This window comes from [Zimmermannella] bifida NBRC 103089 (assembly GCF_001570925.1).
In the GTDB taxonomy this organism is placed as follows: Bacteria; Actinomycetota; Actinomycetes; order Actinomycetales; family Microbacteriaceae; genus Gulosibacter; species Gulosibacter bifidus.
In genome coordinates this window covers 29,801-46,472 of sequence record NZ_BCSP01000002.1, presented here as the reverse complement: position 1 = coordinate 46,472, position 16,672 = coordinate 29,801, and the positions used below count along the sequence as shown (strand labels likewise).

Genomic DNA, 16,672 nt, shown 5'->3' with positions numbered 1-16,672 from the left:
ATGGGCGAACGCGGTCGGCTCCGAGTCCTCCTCGGAGCGGCTCCAGGTGTCGGCAAGACGTTCACCATGCTCGAAGAGGGCCAACGCCTCCTTGCTGAGGGCAAGGATGTGGTGGTCGGCTTTCTCGAAACACATGGACGGCAGGCCACTGCCCGCATGGCCGAGGGCCTGCCGTCCGTCCCCCGGGCGCGGGTGACGTATCGCGGTGTCGAAGTTGAGGAGATGGACCTCGACGCCGTGCTCACCCGCCGACCCGAAATCGCGCTGGTCGATGAGCTGGCGCACACCAACACCCACGCCGATGACGCCACCGGCCCGCGCCACAACAAGCGCTGGCAGGACGTAGAGGAACTCCTCGCGGCGGGCATCGACGTCATCTCGACGCTCAACATTCAGCACATCGAATCCCTCAACGATGTGGTCGAGCAGATCACCGGGGTGCCGCAGCGCGAAACCGTACCCGACTCGGTGCTGCGCACCGCCGATCAGATCGAGCTGGTTGACCTCGCCCCGCAGGCACTGCGCGACCGGCTCACGCGCGGCGTGGTCTACCCGCCCGACCGCATCGACGCGGCCCTTTCGAACTACTTCCGCCTCGGTAACCTCACGGCACTGCGCGAATTGACGCTGATCTGGCTCGTGGATGAGGTCGATATCGCCCTCCAGCGGTATCGCGAAATGTACGGCATCGGCGCGACCTGGGAGGCGCGCGAGCGGGTCGTGGTCGCCCTCACCGGCGGCCCCGAGGGTGAGACGCTGCTGCGTCGCGGCGCGCGGATCGCCGCCCGTGCCGGTGGCGAGCTGCTCGCCGTGCACGTCACCAGCCAGGATGGCCTGCGCTCCGGGAACCCGGCGGCCCTCGCCATGCAGCGGGCGCTGGTGGAACAGCTCAACGGCAGCTACCACCAGGTTGCCGGGAACGATATCCCCGCCGCGCTGGTCGAGTTCGCGAAGTCCGTGAACGCCACCCAGCTCGTGCTCGGCGCGAGTCGACGCGGCTGGCTCGTCTCCGCCCTCACCGGGCGCGGAATCGGCGCCACGGTCGTGCGCGAATCCGGCGATATCGACGTGCACATGGTCAATATTGCCGGGGCCGCCGAGCGCTGGACCCTCCCCCGCATCACCGGCGCACTCACGCGACTGCGCCGCATCCTCGGTTTTGTGCTCGCCCTCATCGGTGGGCCGCTGCTCACCGCCGCGCTCTTCCCGTTCCGAGGGCCGGATGCGGTGTGGAGCATCGGTATTTGCTACCAGCTGCTGATTGTGGTTACGGCGCTGGTCGGCGGCCTGTGGCCGGCGCTCATCACCGCGGTGCTGTCGGGCGTGACAATCGACTACTACTTCATCGAGCCGTACTCGACAGTGCACATCTATCAGCCCGAGCACTGGCTGGCCCTGCTCATGTCGGTGGTTGCCGCAGCGCTGGTGAGCTTCATCGTGGACCGCGCCGCGCGCCGCACCCGCATCGCACGGCGCGCCGCCGCCGAGTCGGAGCTGATTCAAACCGTCGCCGGTAGCGTGCTGCGCGGCGATAATGCGATCCAGGCGCTCGTGGATCGCACCCGCGAAGCCCTGCAGATTCCCGGGGTGCGGCTAGTGCGAACCGACGCTGCGAACGCTGGGGGTTCCGGGGAGGCGGGCGACACGGTGCTCGCCACCGCGGGCGAACCGGTGCGCGATGAGCGATTCACGAGCATCCCGATCGGCGAGACCGCCGTGCTCGAGCTGCACGGCGCCGAGCTGCACGCCTCCGAGCAGCGCTTGCTCGCGGTCATCACGGCGCAGCTGACGGCCGCGATGGAGTTCGAGGAGCTGAGCGAAACGGCAAAGAGCATCGAGCCGCTTGCCGCATCCGACCGCATCCGCGGTGCTTTGCTGTCGGCGCTCAGTCACGATCTGCGCAAGCCGCTGGCTGCGGCCACCGCCGCGATCGGCGGGATCCGGCTCGCGGGCCCGCAGCTGTCGGAGGATGATCGCGAGGAGCTGCTGGCCACCGCGGAGGAGAGCCTGACCTCGCTTGGCGCCCTCGTGACGGACCTGCTGGATGTCACCCGCATCCAGGCGGGCACCCTGCGATTGCACTGTTCGCCGAACGACCCGGCCGAGCCGATCGCCGCGGCCCTGGATGAACTCGGTGCTGGCCCCGACCGCGTGACCCTCGGCCTCAACCACGACGGTGCGCTGGCGATGATCGACCCGGTGCTGTTGCAGCGCGCGCTCGTAAACCTGCTCACCAATGCCGAGCGGCACAGCCCCGTGGACGTGCCGGTGCACGTGAGCACGAGTGTGTTCGGCGATACCGTCGAGATCCGCGTCATCGACCGCGGACCGGGTGTGGAGCCCGAGCGACACGACCAGATCTTTGTGCCGTTCCAGCGCCTGGGAGATACTGATAACTCGACCGGCCTCGGTCTTGGATTGGCGCTCTCGCGCGGCTTTGTTGAATCGATGAACGGCACGCTGACACCCGAGGCGACCCCGGGTGGCGGGTTGACCATGGTGATCACGGTGCCCCGCGCCGCCGCCGCGACGGGCACCGACGCCGGTGACGATACGCTGTAGGACCAATGATGAATATCCTGATCGCCGACGATGACCCGCAGATTTTGCGGGCGCTGCGCATTACCCTCACCGCCAAGGGCTACCGTATTTTCACGGCCGCCGACGGTGCGGAGACCATTGCGGCCGCGATCGAGCACCATCCCGACCTCGTGCTGCTCGACCTGGGGATGCCCCGGCTCGACGGGGTCGAGGTGATTCACGCAATTCGGGGATGGTCGCAGGTGCCGATCCTGGTCGTCTCGGGCCGCGCGGGTGCCGCAAATAAGGTCGAGGTGCTGGATGCGGGTGCGGACGACTACATCGTGAAACCGTTCGCGATTGAGGAGCTGCTCGCCCGGGTGCGGGCGCTGACCCGTCGGCTCCCGAAGGACGAACCGGTGAGCGCCGCACCGCAGGTGCGTTTCGGCGAGGTGGCCGTTGATCTTGCTGCGCATAGCGTGACGCGCACGAGCAACGGTGAGACTCGTTCGGTGCGCCTCACCCCGACCGAGTGGCAGTTCCTGGAGATTCTGGTGCGGAATGCCGGGAAGCTCGTGACGCGCCAAACCATTCTGAAGCACATCTGGGGTACCGATCACGCCGAAGACACCGGGTACCTGCGACTGTACGTATCGCAACTGCGCCGCAAACTCGAGGTGGACCCGGCGAGTCCCGAACACATCCTCACGGAGCCGGGGATGGGGTACCGGCTCGTGGGTGCTCAGTAGCTGAGATTTGCCGCGCGGTAAGTGGCCCCGGGGTCGAAGATCTCCAAGGTGGTGCAGCCTGCGGTGCCTCGAGGTGAATAACACCCCGAGACCCCGAATCCTGCACCACCCTCGAGACGCCCGACCTCCAATACCTCAGCAATGCATCACCTCGACAGTTCGACGCTTCGAGGTGGCCCCACTCAACGGGTTGCTGCACCCGACAGAACCCCAAGAGTCGAAAATCTCCAACATGGTGCAATCCGCAGCGCTGCGAGGTGAATAGCACCTCCAGACCCCGAACTCTGCACCAGCTTGGAGATCCTCCACCAAATGCCCGAGGCGGCTCCACCCGAGGATTTGCGGTGTGAGGCGCTACTGGGCGCGGCGACACCGCAGAAGAGTCCCGGAGGAAAATCTCCAAGATGGTGCAATCCGCAGCGACCCGAGGCGAATAACACCCCGCCACCCCCGAATCCTGCACCAAACCGGAGGCGAGCCAGGTCGGAGGCGAACATGTCGGCAGGGTGCATCACCGGGCCGCAAGCAGCAAAGAAACCAGACGCTCAGAGGCGGCCCGTATAGCGGGCAACAAAATATCCCAACCAAATCGGTTGGGATTGTTGGCTGGGGTACCTGGACTCGAACCAAGAACAACTGAACCAGAATCAGCCGTGTTGCCAATTACACCATACCCCATGGCGCGTAAACGCTTGCGCATTCACAGCACCAGAAAAGCTTAACGCATTGCACCCAACTCGCGCAACATGTTGACCCGCGCACGGTCTTCCCAAGCCGAATAGCCGTGTGCCGTGTGGAAAATTCGGTCGCGCTCGAGCAGCCCGCTGAGCTGCCGCTGACGCCGCGAACGCCACTGCGCTTCGCTCAGATGCGGCAATTCTGCCCGAATCCCGGCAACGTTTTCGAGGTACGCATCCCAATCGAGCGCAAGCCCCGCGAGGTCAGCATCCGAAATGCGTGCGCCGGCATCGTCACCTGCCGCGGGCGCATGTTTGATCGTAATGAGGATGAGCCGGGTCACTTCGTCGAGTTCCACGTCCGAGATCCTCCCCCAGAGGAGCTCTTCGGTGAGATCAACGGATGCGTATTCGTCACGCGGCGAGGTGTTGGTGTGCACGATGTCGTGACACCAATAGGCAATGCGCTCGAGCCGCTGACCGCCGAGCTCATCCAGCACCTGCAAGCCGTATTGCAGGTGAGCAACACCGTGGTACTTGCGGTGCGGTTCTTGCCACCGCTCCAGCAGGCGACGTCGCACGCCACCATCCAGCTCAGTCGCACCGGGCAGATCATCGAACGATCGACCAATTGATTCCACTACCACCAGTGCATCACTCCCACTGCAATTCCAGCGAATGCCGCCGCCCAGAGCATGCTGGCAAACGTACCGATGATGAACAGCTCCCCTACGCGCGGGTTTTTCTGCGCACGAAGCTCTGGATATCGCCCGAGCCCCTTAATCGCAATCACGAATGCGAGACCAGCAGGGAATGCCGCCACCAGGCTGGCATAGACGGCGATGCGCTCAAGAATGCCGATCCAGCGACCACCCGGCAGCTCGCGTTCCGCATCAAGCAGCTGCGGGCCGCGCGCATCCACCGCTGGCGCGGGCGCAATTCGCTGCAACAGGAAACGGATCACCGGATTCGCAAGGACCGCGCCAATGCCACAGATGGCAATGGTCGCCACGTCAATGAGCACCGTCGTATCCACGCAACCCCCGAACAACTTCCCAAGCACTGTGCGGCACGCTGACCACAACCGCATCCGCTACCAAACCCAAGCCAGCACCAGCAGTGAACGCAACGGCACCGATTGTAGTAACCCCCACCGACATCAATCCCAACAGACTGCACACCCCGCTGCGCAACAACCGAGCAACTTCACTTCAACAACATTAAGATATTTCTTTCATGTTGCAGATCTTTCGATACTATCTACATATGTCGGATACGTATCCATCCTGCGTCGCCCTGCTCGTCGACATCATCGGGTCGCGCGGCGACCACCGCGCGCGCAACCACCAGGCCATGCTGCGCGCGATCGACCAGGTCAACGAGACCCATCCCGCGCTTGATCCGCTGCGAACCACGGTCGGCGACGAAGTACAGGGCATTTACGCAACGCTTGGCGACGCCCTAACAGCGGCCTTCGCGCTGCGGTTCGCAGCCGCATCCCCCGAACAGCACGAACCCATTGCACTGCGCTTCGGTGTGGGTGGTGGCGAAGTCACGGTGGTCGACGCCGACCGCGGCATCCAAGACGGCTCGGCATGGTGGGCCGCTCGCGACGCCATCAACCAGGTCGAATCCCTCGCCGAACTCACGCACTACGACTGCGTGCGCACGCTCGTGATCGACCGCCGCACCGAGGCTGCCAACGGCACGGTGAACGCCGCACTGCAGCTCATCGACGCCCAAATGGATGCGCTGCGGCCAGCTTCGCAGCACAGTCTCGGGTACATCGTGGCCGGGCTTTCGAATCAGGATGCGGCAACAAAATTGGGCATCTCGGCGTCAGCAAACTCGCAGCGCGCGGTACACAACCGGCTCCGCATCCTTGCCGATGCGATCACACAGCTTGGCGAACTCCCCTAGTTCGCACCTACTCGCCTAGAGCCCGACGGCGTCGCGGTGTGCGGCGATAGCGGTGCGCGCACCCTTGCCAGCCGCGATAATCAGCACCTCGGGGCCGGGAGCCGTGAGCTCACCCGTGGCATAGAGCCCAGCGACCGACGTGCGGCCGAACTCGTCGGCAGCAACGAGCCCCCGCGCATCCGTATCGGGGCGAATATCGTCGTCGAGAAAATCAAATTGTGCCGCAAAGTCGGGGAGCACAAACGCGGCGTCAACCGGGGTGATTTCGCCATCAACGGTGCGAACTCCGGTGAGCGTGGCGCGCTCGCCAACAACGTCGTCGATTTCGCGACGGTCAACGACGATACCCCGCGAGCGCAACTCGTCCGCATCCGCGGCAGAAATCTGCGTCTCGTTGGCGAACACGGTGACGTGCGAGCCAATTCGCGAGAGCTGCGCGGCGCGGTAGGCCAGCGTGGCGGCACCCGGCGCACCAAACACGGCGATGCGCTCATCACGTTCGTTCCAGGCATCGCACACCACGCAAGAGTGGATGTCGGTGCCGTAGAACGCACGCAGCGACGGTAGCTGTGGCAGCAGCTCCTTGAGCCCGGTCGCCAGAATCACCCGATCAGCGAACACTTCACGGTTCGGCGTACCGCGCACGCCCCTCGCCGACACCACAAATCCGTCACCTTGGCGTCGGATCCGCTGCACCTGCGCAAATTGCACTTCGGCGTTCTCGTACGCCTGCACCGATTCGCGCCCGGCGGCACGCAACTCGTTGGGCGGGATGTTGTCGCGCGAAAGGAACCCGTGCGCCTCAAGCGTGGCCGAATGCCGCGGACGGTTGCTGTCGAGCACGAGCACGCGGCGAAGCTGGCGGGCAAGCAGCAGCGCTGCCTGCAACCCCGCCGGCCCACCGCCCACAACGACGACCTCATATCGGTCGTTTTCAGCAAATTCCGTCACTGCGGTCATGAAGGCCCCTAGTGGTTGATGCGGTTGCGTCGTGTGCGCGAACGTCGCGCGGTTCGCTTACTTAGTGGTGATGGCGCGCAGCTTAGCCAGGCGCGCGAGCGTCTCGGTCTTGCCGAGCAACTCCATCGACTCAAACAGTGGCGGCGATACGCGGCGACCTGAGATCGCCACCCGTCCAGGGCCAAAGGCCAGGCGCGGCTTGAGTTCGAGTTCGTCAAGCAGCTTGGCACGCATGGCTTCTTCGATGGCTGCGGTGGTCCAGTCGGTCAGCGGCTCCAGCGCCGCGGTGGTTGCGTCGAGCGTTGCCCCGGCGCCGTCCTTGAGCGTCTTGAGCGCGTCTTCGGCGTATTCGAGGTCGTCGGTCGCGGTGAACAGGAAACCGAGCATGCCCGGTGCTTCGCCGAGCAGCTGCATGCGCTCCTGCACGAGCGGCGTGGCCTGACGCAGGGTCTCGAGCTGCGCATCCGTTGGGGTGCCGCCAGCGAAGAACTCGACCAGGTACGGCACCATGCGCTGGGTGAACGTCTCGGGGTCAAGGCGACGCATGTGCTCGCCGTTGATGGCTTCGGCCTTCTTGAGGTCAAAGCGCGCCGGGTTGGGGTTCACGTCGGCAACATCGAAGGCGGCCGTCATCTCGTCAATGGTGAACACGTCGCGGTCGGCAGCGATCGACCAGCCGAGCAGTGACAGGTAGTTCAGCAGGCCCTCAGGCAGGAAGCCGCGGTCGCGGTGGTGGAAGAGGTTCGACTCGGGGTCGCGCTTCGAAAGCTTCTTGTTACCCTCACCCATCACGTACGGCAGGTGACCGAATTGCGGGATGAACTCGGCCACGCCGACTTCGATCAGCGCGTGGTAGAGGGCGATCTGACGTGGCGTCGACGAGAGCAAGTCTTCGCCGCGCAGCACGTGGGTGATGCCCATGAGCGCGTCGTCGACGGGGTTGACCAGCGTATAGAGCGGCTTGCCGTTCGGGCGCACGACGACGAAGTCGGGGAACGATCCGGCCTTGAACGTGATCTCACCGCGAACCAGGTCGTCGAACGAGAGGTCGGTGTCGGGTACTCGCAGTCGCAGGCTCGGGATGCGGCCCTCGGCACGGTAGGCCGCCTTCTGCTCGTCCGTCAGGTCGCGTTCGAAGTTGTCGTAGCCCTGACGTGGGTCGCGACCGTTGGCGATGTTGCGAGCTTCGATTTCTTCGGCCGTTGCGAACGACTCGTAAAGGAAACCGCCGTCCTTGAGCTTCTCGATGACTTCGGCGTAGATGTCGCCGCGCTGCGACTGGCGGTACGGCTCGTGGGGGCCACCCACGCCGACGCCTTCGCTCCAGTCGATGCCGAGCCAGCCGAGGGCTTCGAGGATCATTTCGAAGCTCTCTTCAGAGTCGCGTTCCGCGTCGGTGTCTTCAATGCGGAACACCATCGTGCCGCCCACATGCTTGGCGTAGGCCCAGTTGAACAGTGCGGTTCGGATCAACCCGACGTGTGGGGTGCCCGTAGGCGATGGGCAGAAACGAACTCGAATATCAGAGCCGGTAGCGGATGCGAAAGGCGCAGTTGAAGCAGTCATGGTGCATTCCATTCTAGTGCGCCTGACGCGGCGGCACCGCCGGTTCGTCCAGGCATCCCGAGGCTGCTGCCCAAACACGGAACATCATCATCCGGATATGGCCCATTCATCCAGTCGAACGACGCGGATCGAGTCACCGAATCCATACGCTGCTTGCGTGACTGACGCATCCACATCCGCATCCCTGCCCTGGCCGCCAAACCCAAACGCCCGCGGTTGGCGTCGAAAACTGGGCGAAGTCGTGCTCAGCGACCGGGTGCAAGGCGCAATCATTTGGTTGATCGTGTTCAATGCCATCGCCCTCGGCCTCGAAACCATTCCGGCGGTCATGGATCAATACGGACCGGTATTGCATGCGCTCGACACGATCGCGCTCGGCATCTTTGTTGTAGAGATCGTGTGCAAGCTGGTGGTGCTCGACGTTCGCTTCGTGCGCGATGGCTGGAACATCTTCGACTTCATCATTGTGGCAATCTCGCTGATTCCGGCGACCGGGCCGCTCACGGTGCTGCGTTCGCTGCGCATTCTGCGCGTGCTCCGACTCATCAATCGCATGCCGCAGCTTCGCCGCATTGCGGCCGCAATCATCAGCGCCGTGCCCGGAATCGGTGCCATTGCCGCGCTCATGTGCATCATCTTCTACGTTGGCGCGGTCATGGCGACCATGCTCTTCGGGCAGGAATTCCCGGAGTGGTTCGGCGACATCCCGGCTTCGCTCTATTCGCTGTTTCAGGTGATGACCCTCGAGTCCTGGTCGATGGGCATCGTGCGCCCGGTAATGGAGGTCTTCCCGCTGGCGTGGGTGTTCTTCGTACCGTTCATCTTGGTGTCGGCATTCGTCATGCTGAACCTATTCGTCGCAGTCATGGTCGACACCATGTCGAATCTCACGGCCACGCAGACCGGCACCGCTTCGGCACCGAACCCGCAGGCAGCTCAGGAATCCGACGGGGTGCGCCCCGAACACGCCCTGTTCGGCACCGATTCGGAGCTCACGAAGGTGCGCGCCGAGCTTGCCGAGATCAAGCAGTTACTGCTGGCGCAGCAACGCAACGATTCCGACAACTAGCACCCGCCGTGCAGACGATTTATTACGCCTCGCGTCACACGCTTTTTGTGGATGGATTATCACTTGGTTGAATAATGCCTATACGAAAGGCAGCCCAATGATTTCCGTCACCAACCTCGTCAAGGAGTACCGCACCGCGTCTCGCGATGTGCGCGCGCTCGATGGCGTCACGCTTACGGTGCCAGCGGGCGAAATCCACGGCATCATCGGCCACTCCGGCGCTGGTAAGTCCACGCTCGTGCGCTGCCTCGCCGGACTCGACCGCCCGACCTCGGGCGACATTACGATCAACGACGCCAATCTGACGACCGCAACCGCGAAAGACTTGCGCAGCGCTCGCCGTCGCATCGGCCTGGTCTTTCAGCACGCCAATCTCTTTGACGCACGCACCGTGCTCGACAATGTCGCGTATCCGCAAGAAATCGCGGGCGTCAAGAAGTCGGAACGTCGCGCTCGCGCTGCCGAGCTCCTCGAGCTCGTCGGACTCGGCGACGCCACGCAGGTGTATCCGTCACAGCTTTCGGGCGGCATGCGTCAGCGCGTTGGTATCGCTCGCGCGCTCGCCGTGAACCCCGACGTGCTGCTCTTTGACGAGCCCACCTCGGCGCTCGACCCGCGCACGACCGACGAAATCCTCGACCTTATTACGCACCTGCGTCGACCTGACCTCGCCATGATCGTGATCACCCACGAGATGCACGTCATCAAGCGCATTTGCGATTCGGTATCGCTGCTCGAACGCGGGCAGATTGTCGAGTCGGGGTCGTTGACCGATGTGGTCTCGACGCTCAGCGGCAAGTTGAGCCAGCAATTGCTCGGCATCAGCGCACACGAGTCGGTCCCGGGCACCCTCGTCGACGTTCTCAGTCGCGGTTCGGATGCGGCGCGTCCCGTTATCGCACACACATCGGCAGCCGTCGGGGCCGAGCTCGCGATCATCGCCGGCAGTGTCGAACACCTCGCTGGCACCACGTTCTCGCACTTGCGCCTGGCGGTACCGGAAGGTACCGACGCTGCCGAAGTCATCCGCATCCTGAAATCGCAGGGAGCCGACGCCTGCCTCACGTCTGAGTTGCAGGGTGCCGACGCACAGGAGGCAGCCGCCTAATGTTTGCTTCGATTACTCCGCAGATTTGGGATGCCATTCTTCTTGGCCTCGGCCAGACGTTGGCCATGGTCGGCATCTCTGGCGTCGCCTCGGTGCTACTCGGTTTCCCGCTGGGCGTGCTGCTGTTTTCGCTCGCTCGACGTGGCCCGTCCGGTCGCCTGGTCAACCTGCTCGTTGGATTCCTCGTCAACGTGGTGCGGTCCTTCCCGTATGCCGTGCTGATGGTGTGGTTGCTGCCATTTACCAAGGCCATTGTGCAGACGACGTTTGGCCCGGTCGCCGCGAGCGTTTCGCTCACCGTTGCGGCCATCCCGTTCTTCGCCCGCCTCGTTGAGCGCGCGCTGATCGATCTGCCCGCAGGTAAGACCGATGCCGCATTGGCGATGGGCTCTTCACCCTGGCAGCTCGTGACCAAGGTCTGGCTGCCAGAGGCCCTCCCCACGCTCGTATCCGCGGTCACGACCACACTGGTCACCCTCGTTGGGTATTCGGCGATGGCGGGAATCATCGGCGGCGGCGGGCTGGGACGCCTGGCATACAACTACGGCTACCAGCGCTTCATGCCCGAAGTCATGCTCGCGACCATCATCATCCTGATCGTGCTGGTTCAAGCGATTCAGTTCATTGGCGATGCCATCGCAAAGGCGGTCGATCACCGATGATGCGAATGCGCTAGGTGCCGCGGCACCCACCCAACTTTTGCCTACCACTGAGCCCCGCGCATCCAGCTGATGCGCCGCTCAGCTTTCAACTGCACCGACACCTCAGCAACAATGAGGTGTCACGCAACACCGTTTTGCTGTACCGAGTCATTGCACTCACGGCCGCCGATCGCACGGCGCTATCGGCCGACCACCCCAACACTCAAGGAATCACATCATGCGTAAGTTCATTGCTGCCTTTGCCGCCACCGCCGCGGCTGCCCTCGCCCTCAGCGGCTGTGCCGCCACCGGCGGTCAGGATGCGGGCGCCGAAAACGAGATCATCGTCGGTGCCAGCCCGGTACCACACGCACAGGTGCTCGAGTTCGTTCGAGACAACCTTGCCGAAGACGCCGGCATCAAGATCACCATCAAGGAATTCGACGACTACGTGCTGCCGAACCAGGCGCTGAACGATGGCGAACTCGACGCCAACTACTTCCAGCACCTCCCCTACCTCGAAAGCGAAATCGCTGAAAAGGGCTATGCCTTCGAGCACGGCGAAGGCGTGCACATTGAGCCGATCCGTCTCTACTCCTCGAAGGTAAAGTCGCCGGACGACATCAAGGACGGCGCCACGATCGCCATCACGAACGACGTGTCGAACCAGGCACGCGGCCTGCTGCTGTTGCAGGAAGCTGGCCTACTCAAGGACATCACTACCGAATCGTCGGTGCTGAACCTCGCCGCCGAGCAGAACCCGAAGAACCTGAAGTTCGAAGAAACGCAGCCAGAGATCGTGGTGCAGCTCATCGAAGACCCGAAGGTTGACGCCGCAATCATCAACGCCAACTTCGTACTTTCGGCCGGACTCAAGCCAGAGGACGCCATCTTTGCCGAAACTGTCGAGAACAACCCGTACTCGAACGTACTCGTGTGGCACAAGGACTCGACCGACCCGAACATTCAGAAGCTCGAAGAGCTGCTGCACTCCCCCGAGGTCAAGGAATACATCAAGCAGACGTGGCCAAACGGTGACGTCGTCGCCGGTGAGTAGACACCATTGCGGTGAGTCTCGGCCTCGCCAACTAACCAGTTCGCCCCGCACAGTCCGCTGCTCGTTTGCAGCACTGTGCGGGGCGAATTCGTTGTCAGCAGCGAGGCTACTGCGCGGCCACGACCGGGTTAGTGAGTCGGCCCAGTGACTCGATGGCGCAGGTCACCTCATCGCCAGCCTGCAGCGCGCTCACACCGGCTGGCGTACCGGTGAGCACCACATCGCCGGGCAGCAACGTAAACACGCTCGATGCGTACGACACGAGCTCGCCAACCGAGCGCTCCATGAGCGAAAGGTTGCTCTCCTGACGCGTGACGCCGTTCACCTGGCAACCAATTCCACCCGACGCGATGTCGTAATCGGTGTCAATGTACGGGCCAAGCGGACAGAACGAGTCAAAGCCCTTTGCACGCGCCCACTGACCGTCACGCTGCTGCAGGTCACGGGCCGTGACGTCATTGGCCACGGTGTACCCGAAGATCACTTCGTCAACGCGGTCAGCAGGCACATTACGCGCGACCTTGCCGATCACCACGGCGAGCTCAACTTCGTGCTCCACCTGCTGCGACTCGGCCGGCAGCACGATCGGGTGGCCGGGGCCCACGATCGCGGTGTTCGGCTTCAAGAACATGAGCGGCTCACCCGGCACCTCATTGCCGAGCTCTTCGGCGTGCGCCGCATAGTTGCGACCGAACCCGACCACTTTGGAACGTGGGATTACGGGGGCGAGCAAACGCACCGCATCCACTGGGATGCGCGTGCCGTCACTCGCAAACCCGCCGGTGTCGCTGTTCGGGTCGGTGGCGTTCGCGAGCGAGTAGAGCGGATCACCTTCGATGGTGATGAACTCATTGGTTTCTTCGTCGAGAACACCGAACGAGAGCTGACCTTGGTATTCGAAGCGCGCAAGTTTCATGGCGCCCACCCTAGTCGGATGAGCGCCATGAAACTTGTGGTTATGCGTGCGCGGATGCGGTTAGGCGTCCTCAGGAAGGATCTCGACGCCCTCAGCCTGGTCGCGTTCGTATTCCGAAACCTCGATGGTTTCCTGACGGAAGAACTCGGGCTGACGGAAGCGCATGACGACCATGATGATCACGCCGAGCAGCAGCACGCCGATACCGAGCACGAATACGAGACCCAAGCCATCCTGTGCCACGCCATCGGCGTCGTACGAGGTAGCGAAAATTGCCGAACCCGAACCGTAGCTCGGCGACATCGAGTCAACGCAGGTGAGTACGAACATGTACATGAGTGCCAGGCCACCGAGCAGTGGCAGCAGCAGACGCATGAAGAAGTTGCGAACGCTGGTGAACCAGCTCTTGCGGAAGTACCAGACCGCAGCAAGACCGGTAACACCGTAGTAGAAGCAGACCATCATGCCGAGCGCGGTAATCGTGTCCCAAAGCGCGTTCTCGCTGAGCAGGCGCATGACGATGTAGAACACGATCGAGGCACCGGCAGCCCAGAACGTGGCCACTGCAGGCGACTTGTAGCGAGGCGAGATCTTGGCGAACGACGGCGGCAGTGCCTTGTAGTAGCCCATTGCCAGCAGCGTACGAGCGGGCGAGACCATGGTGGCGTTCAGCGACGAGAGCGACGAGGTCAGGATCGCGACCGACATCATGATGGCGAACGGCCCCATGATCTGCGGTGCGAGCACCGCGAAGATCGACTCCTGGTTCTCGGGGTTACCCGCGCCAAGTTCGCCGGTACCAATACCCGACCACATGAGCGTACCGATGGTCACGAGCAGGTACAGGGCGATGATCGAAACGATCGTCACCACCGACGCCTGCGCCGGGGTGCGCTTGGGGTCGCGGGTCTCTTCGTTCATGGTGATAACCGTGTCCCAGCCCCAGAACATGAAGATCGAGAGCGATACACCGGCAACGATGATCGAGAGGTCGCCGACCGCAGCCGGGTTGAGCCACTCGAGTTCGAATGGCGTGTAGTCGTAGGCGTCACCGTTGGTCGCCGAGATGATGGCGGCAATGCCGTACCAGACCATGACCACGAGCTGCAGGATGACCAGACCCCACTGCACGCGCTCGGTGGCTTCAATACCGCGGTAGCCGACGTAGGCAGCGGCAACGACGAAGAGCGTCGTAACCAGGATGTTGATGAGCAGGTTTTCCGCCGGAACCGTCGCGAGGTCCGGGTTGTGGAACACCTGGCTGATCAGAATAAAGAAGAAGTCCGTCGCAACCGCTGCGAGGTTCGAGAGCACGAGCACGGTGGCCGAAATCAGGCCCCATCCGCTCATCCAACCGATCCACGGACCAAAGGCGCGCGAACCCCAGGTGAACGAGGTACCCGAGTCGGGCAGTGCGCTGTTTAGTTCGCGGTAGCCGAACAGGACGAGCAGCATCGGGATGAAACCGATGAGCATGATCGCCGGAGTCTGCAGGCCGACTTCCGAAACCGTCGGGCCAAGACCCGAGGTCAGTGTATATGCGGGGGCGACGGTCGAAATACCGATAACGGCACCGCCGAGAACACCGACCTTACCGATGCTGAGGCCCTTTGAACCGGGCGCCATCGCAGCAGTGCGAGTGTTCGTCTTCGAATCGGACATTACCTAAGCTCTCTCAAATTTTTGGGGTCGGGCAACTAATCGTCGTTGCTCAGAACGATGGGCAGAGCACCGGTCGGGCTCTCGTGGTAACGCGGTCCCTGGTAGCTGCTTGGCAGCACGATTGCGGGAACCGGAAGTGCGCCGAGGATTCGGCGGGCACGCTGGCCAAGGAACACACTGCCCTGCTTGGCCAGGCGGCTTGAGCCGAGCAGCGCAACTTCGCTGTCGACCCACTCAACGTTGCGGAGTGCATCCTCGAAGCTTTCACCCTCGGCGATTTCGATCGTTGCGCGACCGGAGTCGAGCATGCCGATCGCGATCTCCTGCAGGTGGCGGCCACCAAAGTCACGAACTTCATCGCTGACTTCGCGCTGGTCACGCGGGGCAGTCTGGTCGACCTGCACCAGCGAGAGCAGGCGCAGCGGCACCTTGCGCTCAACCGAACGCTGCACGGCACGGCCAATAACAACCTCGGAACCCGGGTGCGCGCCGTAAATACCAGTGATACGCGTAACCTTCGCAGCTGGCGCTTCGTAGCCGTTCGGCACCAGTGCGACCGGAACGGATGCCGCGTGCAGCAGTGCGTTTGCAACGCTACCGATCGTGAAGGCACGCAGCAGCGGGGATGCTTTAGCACCAACGATGATCATCGATGCGTCGTGTTCGGCAACCGCATCCAGCAGGCCGTGCGCCTCGCCGTGCGCGTACCGCAGCTCCATCTTGGCATTGACACCTTCTGGCAGGCGCGACAGGGCGTCGGTTTCCCACGCCTGCAATTGCTCCGCCAAGATCGGGTCTTCGGGGGTGAACGGCCCGATGTGTCCGCCTGCGTACAGGCTAGGAACCGGCATCACCATGGTGATAATGAGATCGAGGTTGCTTTCCCGGGCAAGAAACCCAGCAAACTCAAGCGCATCGTATCCGCGGCCGTCGGCAACGTAGCCAACGATCACGCTTTCCCGATGCGATTGGGGGTTCGTCATTTGCAGACTCCTGTCAGCTTTCGCGACTATGCGTGCCCAATAATCCTACCCCCGTTGGGTTACTTCGTGAACCTCAATCATTTTCGATACCCTGGCATGAATACAAAGTCGTATTAGTGGCAGGAACTCCCCAAATGACCAGCACTCGCCGGCCCGCAGGCCGACCAAAAACTCGCATCCTTGACCGCCAAGTGATCACCACCGCCGCACGAAACCTTGTCGCCGAATCCGGTGTAGATCGCTTCACGATGACGCACCTTGCCAGTGAGCTCGGCGTTACGCCATCGGCGGTCTACAACCACGCCGAGTCCAAGCAGGAGATCCTGCGCTGGGTCGAAGACGACATCATGGGCGAAGTCGACACCTCCGCGTTTGGTGAGCAGCCGTGGCGGGATGCGCTGCGCACCTGGGCGCGCAGCTACCGCGACATCATGGCCGACAACTTCGGACTCATCACCTCGATTGCCACCACCGAGGTACGCGATTCGCCGCGCACGGTCGCGATGTACGAAGCGGTGTCGAAGGCGCTCGTGGATGCGGGCTGGCCGATGGGTTCGATCGTTCCGTTCGTCACCGCGCTTGAGTCATTTATCTACGGCAACGCGGTGAACGAGTTCGCGCCCGAAACGATCTTTGAAGTGGGCCAGCTCGCCGAGCTCGCCCCAACCTTCCAAGCCGCGGTGGATGCGCAGCCACGACGTGCACAAGAAGAAGTCAACAACGAGCTCTTCGACCTCGGCTTTGACGCCATCGTCGCGTGGAGCGCCGACCGCCTCGGTATCGCGTAGCGAGCACTGCGCACCCCCGCGCACCCGACGCATCCACGCGCATCCGCAACAACAAA

Annotated in this window: 15 protein-coding genes and 1 tRNA gene; 8 read left to right on the top strand and 8 right to left on the bottom strand. The window is 63.0% G+C overall.

Translation table 11 applies throughout. The annotated features are described in order from the left end of the window. A complete protein-coding gene (locus tag ZBI01S_RS02350; RefSeq protein WP_066055828.1) occupies positions 1-2,562 on the top strand; it encodes a sensor histidine kinase in 2,562 nt (853 codons plus the stop codon). Between the two features lie 8 nt (positions 2,563-2,570). Beyond that, positions 2,571-3,269 (top strand): response regulator, encoded by a 699-nt coding sequence (locus ZBI01S_RS02345; RefSeq protein WP_066056353.1) that lies wholly within the window; start codon positions 2,571-2,573, stop codon positions 3,267-3,269. Positions 3,270-3,872: 603 nt separating this feature from the next. Here ZBI01S_RS02345 and ZBI01S_RS02340 read toward each other — a convergent pair. The 3 genes from ZBI01S_RS02340 to ZBI01S_RS02330 form a co-directional block, all read right to left on the bottom strand. After that, positions 3,873-3,947 (bottom strand) — tRNA-Gln (locus ZBI01S_RS02340). A 40-nt stretch (positions 3,948-3,987) separates the two neighbouring features. Beyond that, positions 3,988-4,587, bottom strand: coding sequence for an HD domain-containing protein (locus ZBI01S_RS02335; protein WP_066055825.1), 600 nt, complete (start codon positions 4,585-4,587; stop codon positions 3,988-3,990). Then, positions 4,587-4,982 carry a hypothetical protein gene (locus tag ZBI01S_RS02330; RefSeq protein WP_066055822.1) on the bottom strand — a complete coding sequence of 132 codons (396 nt, stop codon included), beginning with the start codon at positions 4,980-4,982 and terminating at the stop codon, positions 4,587-4,589. The genes ZBI01S_RS02335 and ZBI01S_RS02330 overlap by 1 nt, the downstream gene beginning before the upstream one ends. 230 nt (positions 4,983-5,212) lie before the next feature. On the opposite strand from ZBI01S_RS02330, the gene ZBI01S_RS02325 reads away from it, so the two are divergent. Beyond that, positions 5,213-5,866 (top strand): SatD family protein, encoded by a 654-nt coding sequence (locus ZBI01S_RS02325; RefSeq protein ID WP_066055819.1) that lies wholly within the window; start codon positions 5,213-5,215, stop codon positions 5,864-5,866. Between the two features lie 15 nt (positions 5,867-5,881). Here the strand turns inward: ZBI01S_RS02325 and ZBI01S_RS02320 are convergent, their stop codons facing one another. Together ZBI01S_RS02320 and gltX are read right to left on the bottom strand one after the other, a co-directional pair. Beyond that, positions 5,882-6,826 (bottom strand): NAD(P)/FAD-dependent oxidoreductase, encoded by a 945-nt coding sequence (locus ZBI01S_RS02320; protein WP_066055816.1) that lies wholly within the window; start codon positions 6,824-6,826, stop codon positions 5,882-5,884. Positions 6,827-6,883: 57 nt separating this feature from the next. After that, positions 6,884-8,392 carry a glutamate--tRNA ligase gene (gltX, locus tag ZBI01S_RS02315; RefSeq protein WP_066056350.1) on the bottom strand — a complete coding sequence of 503 codons (1,509 nt, stop codon included), beginning with the start codon at positions 8,390-8,392 and terminating at the stop codon, positions 6,884-6,886. Between the two features lie 157 nt (positions 8,393-8,549). On the opposite strand from gltX, the gene ZBI01S_RS02310 reads away from it, so the two are divergent. From ZBI01S_RS02310 to ZBI01S_RS02295, 4 genes are all read left to right on the top strand, one after another. After that, a complete protein-coding gene (locus ZBI01S_RS02310; RefSeq protein WP_245610512.1) occupies positions 8,550-9,461 on the top strand; it encodes an ion transporter in 912 nt (303 codons plus the stop codon). A gap of 97 nt (positions 9,462-9,558) precedes the next feature. After that, the gene (locus ZBI01S_RS02305) at positions 9,559-10,569 is read left to right on the top strand and encodes a methionine ABC transporter ATP-binding protein (RefSeq protein WP_066055814.1); all 1,011 of its coding nucleotides are present in this window, start codon (positions 9,559-9,561) and stop codon (positions 10,567-10,569) included. Beyond that, the gene (locus ZBI01S_RS02300) at positions 10,569-11,231 is read left to right on the top strand and encodes a methionine ABC transporter permease (RefSeq protein ID WP_066055811.1); all 663 of its coding nucleotides are present in this window, start codon (positions 10,569-10,571) and stop codon (positions 11,229-11,231) included. The genes ZBI01S_RS02305 and ZBI01S_RS02300 overlap by 1 nt, the downstream gene beginning before the upstream one ends. 217 nt (positions 11,232-11,448) lie before the next feature. Beyond that, complete coding sequence (locus ZBI01S_RS02295) at positions 11,449-12,267, top strand: MetQ/NlpA family ABC transporter substrate-binding protein (RefSeq protein ID WP_066055808.1); 819 nt, start codon at positions 11,449-11,451, stop codon at positions 12,265-12,267. 106 nt (positions 12,268-12,373) lie between these two features. On the opposite strand, the gene ZBI01S_RS02290 is transcribed toward ZBI01S_RS02295, so the two are convergent. Genes ZBI01S_RS02290 through ZBI01S_RS02280 form a run of 3 tightly spaced genes read right to left on the bottom strand, consistent with a single transcriptional unit; the run spans position 12,374 to position 15,828 of the window. Beyond that, positions 12,374-13,183 carry a fumarylacetoacetate hydrolase family protein gene (locus ZBI01S_RS02290; RefSeq protein ID WP_066056344.1) on the bottom strand — a complete coding sequence of 270 codons (810 nt, stop codon included), beginning with the start codon at positions 13,181-13,183 and terminating at the stop codon, positions 12,374-12,376. A 60-nt stretch (positions 13,184-13,243) separates the two neighbouring features. Beyond that, positions 13,244-14,845: an APC family permease gene (locus ZBI01S_RS02285; protein WP_066055805.1), complete on the bottom strand. Its 1,602-nt coding sequence runs from the start codon at positions 14,843-14,845 to the stop codon at positions 13,244-13,246. 35 nt (positions 14,846-14,880) lie between these two features. Beyond that, positions 14,881-15,828, bottom strand: a complete 948-nt coding sequence (locus tag ZBI01S_RS02280) for a universal stress protein (protein ID WP_083524433.1) — start codon at positions 15,826-15,828, stop codon at positions 14,881-14,883. Between the two features lie 134 nt (positions 15,829-15,962). On the opposite strand from ZBI01S_RS02280, the gene ZBI01S_RS02275 reads away from it, so the two are divergent. Beyond that, positions 15,963-16,616: a TetR/AcrR family transcriptional regulator gene (locus tag ZBI01S_RS02275; protein WP_083524432.1), complete on the top strand. Its 654-nt coding sequence runs from the start codon at positions 15,963-15,965 to the stop codon at positions 16,614-16,616. Positions 16,617-16,672: the final 56 nt, after the last annotated feature.